This is a genomic window from Spongiibacter sp. (genome assembly GCF_041602295.1).
Taxonomy (GTDB): domain Bacteria; phylum Pseudomonadota; class Gammaproteobacteria; order Pseudomonadales; family Spongiibacteraceae; genus Spongiibacter.
The window spans coordinates 1-5981 of the sequence record NZ_JBFIGO010000137.1; the positions used below are offsets into that span (position 1 = coordinate 1).

Annotated in this window: 6 protein-coding genes; all 6 read right to left on the reverse strand. The window is 58.7% G+C overall.

All coding sequences use genetic code 11. The features are described 5' to 3' along the window. Window positions 1-1262, reverse strand: a 1262-nt coding sequence (gene cysG, locus ABYM29_RS14440) for a siroheme synthase CysG (RefSeq protein WP_372865489.1), incomplete at its 3' end; no start/stop codon positions are given. After that, window positions 1262-2569, reverse strand: coding sequence for a serine--tRNA ligase (gene serS, locus ABYM29_RS14445; RefSeq protein ID WP_372865490.1), 1308 nt, complete (start codon window positions 2567-2569; stop codon window positions 1262-1264). The genes cysG and serS, both read right to left, overlap by 1 nt. A gap of 33 nt (window positions 2570-2602) precedes the next feature. After that, complete coding sequence (gene crcB, locus ABYM29_RS14450; protein ID WP_372865491.1) at window positions 2603-2974, reverse strand: fluoride efflux transporter CrcB; 372 nt, start codon at window positions 2972-2974, stop codon at window positions 2603-2605. Window positions 2975-3020: 46 nt separating this feature from the next. After that, window positions 3021-4316 carry a replication-associated recombination protein A gene (locus ABYM29_RS14455; protein ID WP_372865492.1) on the reverse strand — a complete coding sequence of 432 codons (1296 nt, stop codon included), beginning with the start codon at window positions 4314-4316 and terminating at the stop codon, window positions 3021-3023. Then, the gene (lolA, locus tag ABYM29_RS14460; protein ID WP_372865493.1) at window positions 4313-4912 is read right to left on the reverse strand and encodes an outer membrane lipoprotein chaperone LolA; all 600 of its coding nucleotides are present in this window, start codon (window positions 4910-4912) and stop codon (window positions 4313-4315) included. Before lolA ends, ABYM29_RS14455 begins: the two co-directional genes overlap by 4 nt. 8 nt (window positions 4913-4920) lie before the next feature. Next, a partial coding sequence (locus ABYM29_RS14465) for a DNA translocase FtsK (RefSeq protein ID WP_372865494.1) occupies window positions 4921-5981 on the reverse strand: 1061 nt, incomplete at its 5' end.

Here is a 5981-nt window from a genome sequence, read left to right on the forward strand (position 1 = left end):
GCCACCACGACCTTTTGATGGCGTGTGGTCCCCTGCTGTACCAGCGCAATGGGTGTATCGCCGCTGCGGCCGTGGGCCATCAGCTGCTCACAGATGACCGGCAAACCGACCAGCCCCATGTAGAACACCAGCGTTTGGCGGCCGTGCACCAGTTCGTCCCAGGGTAAATTGATGCTGTTATCTTTAAGGTGGCCAGTGACAAAGCGCACCGACTGCGCATAGTCGCGGTGGGTAAGCGGAATGCCGGCATAACTGGCACAGCCTGCGGCCGCGGTGACGCCCGGTACCACTTGGAAGGGAATTTTTTCCTCGGCCAGTTCTTCGATCTCCTCGCCGCCGCGCCCGAAGATAAACGGGTCGCCGCCTTTCAGGCGCGCCACCTTGCGCCCTTGTTTGGCGTAGTGCACCAACAGTTTATTGATATCTTCCTGGGGCACCGCATGGTTGGCGCGCGCCTTACCGACAAACACCCGCTCGGCGTCTTTGCGACACAACTCAACGATTTCCGGCGCCACCAAGCGGTCGTAAAGCACCACGTCGGCCCGCTGTAGTAGGCGCAGCGCCTTAAAGGTCATCAAATCCGGGTCGCCGGGCCCGGCGCCGATCAAATAGACCTCGCCACCGGGGCGCAGCTCGGCACTGTCGATCAAACTCTGCAGCATTTCACCGGCGGCTTTTTCCTTTCCGGCATAGACCATTTCGGCCACGGGCCCCTGCAGGGTTTCCTCCCAAAAATGGCGACGGTCTTCAATATCGTCAAAGCGGGCCTTGACGGCATCGCGGAAGTTCCCGACCAGATCAGCAAGGCGACCATAGGCGGCGGGAATACTGGATTCCAGGCGCGAGCGAATCATTCGCGCCAGCACCGGGCTTTTGCCGCCACTGCTCACCGCCACCACCAGTGGCGAGCGATCGATAATGGCCGGCAGGATGAAACTGCAAAGATCTGGGTTGTCCACCACATTGACCGGGATGTGGCGGGCGTTGCAATCCTGGGATACCCGCTGATTCAGCGACTCGTCGTCGGTGGCGGCAATGGCCAGAAATACGCCGTCCAGATAATCCAGGCGGTAGTCCGCATGCAGGCATTGACCGCCCTCTTTGGCCAACTGCTCTAATTCCGCGACGATGTCGGGGGCGACCACCCGCAACACGGCGCCAGATTTGTGCAGTAAACGGGCCTTGCGCAGCGCGACTTCACCGCCCCCCACCAACAGGCAGGTTTTTCCCTCTAGCTTGGTGAACAGCGGCAGAAAGTCCATTAGCCCAAGTCTCCTGCAGACAGACTTGTGGTGCCGCCCATATAGGGCTGCAGAGCAACGGGTATGGTTACCGAGCCATCGGCCTGCTGGTAGTTTTCCAGTATAGCCACCAGGGTGCGGCCAACCGCCAGCCCGGAGCCATTAAGGGTGTGCAGCAGCTCGGGTTTGCCGGTTTCGGGGTTGCGCCAGCGCGCCAACATGCGGCGCGCCTGAAAGTCGCCAAAGTTGCTGCAGGAGGAGATTTCCCGGTAGGTGTTTTGCGCCGGCAGCCACACTTCCAAATCGTAGGTTTTGCGCGAGGAAAAGCCGAGATCGCCGCCGCAGAGCAGCACCTTGCGGTAGGGCAACTCCAACTGCTGCAAAATGGCCTCGGCGTGACCGGTCAGGGTCTCCAGCGCGGTGTCCGACTGTTCGGGGCGTACAAACTGTACCAGTTCCACCTTCTCAAATTGGTGCTGGCGAATCATACCGCGGGTGTCGCGACCGTAACTGCCGGCCTCCGAGCGGAAACAGGGGGTGTGGGCAACAAATTTAATGCCCTCGCCCAGCTCGCTGGCCTCGATGATGCTGTCGCGCATGATATTGGTCACCGGCACCTCGGCGGTGGGGATCAAGTAATACTCGGCATCGCCACCGAGGCGAAACAGGTCTTCTTCAAATTTGGGTAACTGGCCGGTACCGCGCAGCGAATCGCTGTTGACGATATACGGCACATAAACTTCCTGATAGCCGTGCTCGCCGGTATGGGTGTTGAGCATAAACTGGGTTAGAGCCCGGTGCAGTCGCGCGATACCACCGCGCATCACCGCAAAGCGGCTGCCGGTGATTTTGCTGGCGGTGTCAAAGTCCAGACCGCCGATGTCGCTGCCGACGTCGACATGGTCTTTGACTTCAAAATCAAAGGTGGCCGGCTCCCCCCAGCGGGAAATTTCCACATTGGCGTCTTCGTCTGCGCCCTCGGGCACCTCTTCAGCGGGCACATTGGGCACCGCCATCAACAGCTCATCCAGCGCGTCGTTAGCCGCCTTCGCCTGCTGTTTTAAGCTTTCCAGGCTGTCCTCAATGCTGGCCAGGGTTTCATTGACCTTGGCCTTGGCATCGTCTACCGACATGCCGGCCTTAACCAGCTCACCAATCTGCTTGGAGGCCTGCTTGCGCTGCGCCAGCAATTCCTGGCTCTCCACGTCGGCCTGCTTGCGGCGGGTGTCGAGTTGCTGAAAAAGGGCGACATCGAAGTCGTAGCCTTTTTTCTTCAAGGCGGCTGCCACGGCGTCTGGGTCCTGGCGAAGCTGCTTGATATCCAACATTATATAAAATCTCCAAGCCTTTGATATATTTGATTATCTTGTTGCAATAATTCCCAGCCAGCAGGCCAGGACACATGTTGTAAGCGTAGTGAACATATAGCCCAGCGCCAGCAGCGGTCTGCCCGCTTCGAGCATGGCGACGGACTCCAGCGAAAACGTTGAGAAGGTGGTGAAAGCGCCGAAAAACCCGACCATGAGTACATAGCGCCAATCGCTGTGAAGACTGCCACGCTCGGTGATCAACACATAGACCACGCCGATCAGCGCCGAGCCGGTGACGTTGACCGCAAAGGTGGCTACCGGCCAGTGATTTGGCGGCACAACGAGTTGGCAGAACCTCGCCACGCCGTAGCGGCTAAGGGCACCACTGGCACCGCCCAATGCGATCAAAAGGTATTGCAGCACGCGCTTTCCCTGTTGGCTAAAGCAGGCATTTTACCAAGATGTGTGCTCAGGAATAGCGTTTATGCGGGCTTTGCGCATCGAGCTGGCGTAAATAACGCATTTTTTCTGCGATTTTCTTTTCCAGCCCCCGCTCCACAGGGTGGTAGAACTGCTCATCGGCCAGCGCCTCGGGCAAATAGCTCTCCCCGGCCGCATAGGCATCCGGCTCATCGTGGGCGTAGCGGTAGCCCTGACCGAAACCCTGAGCCCCCATCATTTTAGTTGGCGCATTGCGCAGGTGCATGGGCACCTCGTAACTGGGGTCGCTGGTGATGCGCCGGCGCAAGGCATTGAAGGCGCTGTACACCGCGTTGCTCTTGGGCGCCGCTGCTAAATAGGTCACCGCCTGCGCCAGTGCCAGTTCACCTTCCGGGCTACCTAATCGCTCCTGCACATCCCAGGCGTCGAGGCAGATGCGCAGCGCCCTGGGATCGGCATTGCCAATATCTTCACTGGCCATTCGCACCAGACGGCGAGCGATATAAACGGGGTCACAACCGCCGTCCAGCATGCGCAGCAGCCAGTACAGGGCGCCATCGGGTGAGCTGCCGCGCACCGACTTATGCAGCGCCGATATTTGCTCGTAGAACAGATCGCCACCCTTGTCGAAGCGACGCGGTTGGTGGCTCATGGCCTGGGCGATCGCCTCGGCATTCAACTCGCGATCCGCGCTTTGATCCCCGGCCACATCCATGGCCAATTCCAGCAAGTTCAGCCCGCGACGCGCATCGCCGTCGGCCTGCAGGGCCAAGTTTTCCAGCAGTGCCACCTCGCAGTGCCAGCCTTCGGCATCGCAGGCCTGCTGCAAAATTTCCAGCAAACTCTGGCTGTCCAATGCCTGCAGGGGGTAGACCCGCGCTCGCGACAGCAGGGCGTTGTTAATTTCGAAGCTGGGGTTTTCAGTGGTGGCGCCGACGAAAATCAGTGTACCGTCTTCAACATAGGGCAAAAATGCATCTTGCTGAGCCTTGTTGAAGCGGTGAACCTCATCGATAAACAAGATGGTGCGGCGACCGTAGCGCTGTTCCTGCTGGGCCTGCTCAACGGCCTTGCGAATATCTTTTACACCGGCCAGCACCGCCGACACACTGATAAACAGTGCTTCGCTGTGCAGGGCAATCAGTCGCGCGAGCGTTGTCTTGCCGACCCCGGGCGGCCCCCAGAAGATCATTGAGTGCAGTTGACCGGAGTCCAGCGCCTTGCGCAACGCCTGGCCCTCGGCCAGCAGATGCCGTTGGCCGCGGTAATCTGTCAGTGTCTGCGGGCGCATGCGCGCCGCCAGCGGCGCTTGGGGGGCGCTCATTGCACCGGGCTGGCATCGCTATAGCGAAACAGCGCTGCGGCCAGTGGCTTGTTGTAGCGGGCGCTGCTAAAACGAATTTCAGTGCGCTGTTCAAGGTTGTCGCGCATCGCCATGCCAATCAACTTACCTTGACGAAAGCGCAAGGTCATTTCGCTAAACATACCGGGGCTTTTCGGCGTGAGGATAAACTCCCGCAGCGCCCCCTCTTTGTTTAGCGCCACCTCAAACTGGTTCTGCAATTGCTCGATACTGGCGCCGATAATCATCGCCGGTGCCTGAGCCAGCTCTGCCGTCGCTGGCTCGGTATTCAGTTGCTCCAGCTCTGCATCGTAGCGCCACAATGTTTCGCCATCACTGATCAGCTGATAGTGAAACGGCTCGCGACTCTCCCAGCGCAATTTATTGGGCCGCTGCACCGCGATATCGCCACTGCTGTGTTGCAGCAAATTGCCCTGTTCATCGCGAACATCTTGCTCGAATTTAGCCTGTAGGGTTTTCAGCGACGACAAATGCAAATGTAATTGGGCGACATCGCCGGCCAGTGCCGGAAGTGCCAGCGCCAGATTCAGCAGTAATAAAACGACAAGGTTACGCATTAATTTTCCTATTCTATCGGTGGTGGCGCGATAACCTCGCGACTACCATTGCTGGCCATTTCGGAGACCACACCAGCGGACTCCATGGTTTCTATCAGTCTTGCGGCGCGGTTATAGCCGATGCGCAGCTTGCGCTGCACTGAGGAAATCGACGCCCGGCGACTCTGGGTGACAAAGCGCACCGCCTCGTCATACAGGGCGTCGGCCTCGCCATCACTATCGCCGCCCTCTGCAGTCATGCCCGGCATCGCATCGCTACTACCGCCCTCTTCCAATAGACCATCGATATACTGGGGTTCTCCCCGTTTTTTCCAATCGGCGACTACACGGTGGACCTCTTCGTCGCTGCAAAACGCGCCGTGCACCCGCACCGGCAAGCCTGAGCCCGGCGGCAAATACAACATGTCACCGTGCCCCAGCAACTGCTCGGCACCGCCTTGATCGAGAATCGTTCGCGAATCGATTTTGGACGACACCTGAAACGCAATACGGGTTGGCACATTGGCCTTAATCAGGCCGGTAATGACATCGACCGAGGGCCGCTGAGTGGCCAGAATCAAATGAATCCCCGCTGCACGGGCCTTTTGGGCAATGCGGGCGATTAACTCTTCAACTTTTTTGCCGACGATCATCATCATGTCGGCAAATTCATCAATCACCACCACAATCGCCGGCAGTGCTTCCAAATCGGGAGCCAAAGCTTCCTCCAGCCCCGGCTGGTAGTTTTCCTCAGGCACAAACAGCGGATCTTTAATCGGCTCACCCGCTTGAATCGCCTCATTTATTTTGCGGTTAAAACCGGCCAAATTTCGCACGCCCATGGCCGACATCAGCTTGTAACGCCGCTCCATCTCGGCTACACACCAGCGCAGGCCATTGGCGGCATCCTTCATGTCGGTGATGACCGGCGTCAACAGGTGCGGAATGCCGTCGTATACCGACAGCTCGAGCATTTTGGGGTCAACCAGTAGCAGCCTGACTTCCTCGGGGGTCGACTTGTAAAGCAGGCTGAGCAGCATCGCGTTAACCCCCACCGACTTACCCGAGCCAGTTGTACCGGCAACCAGCA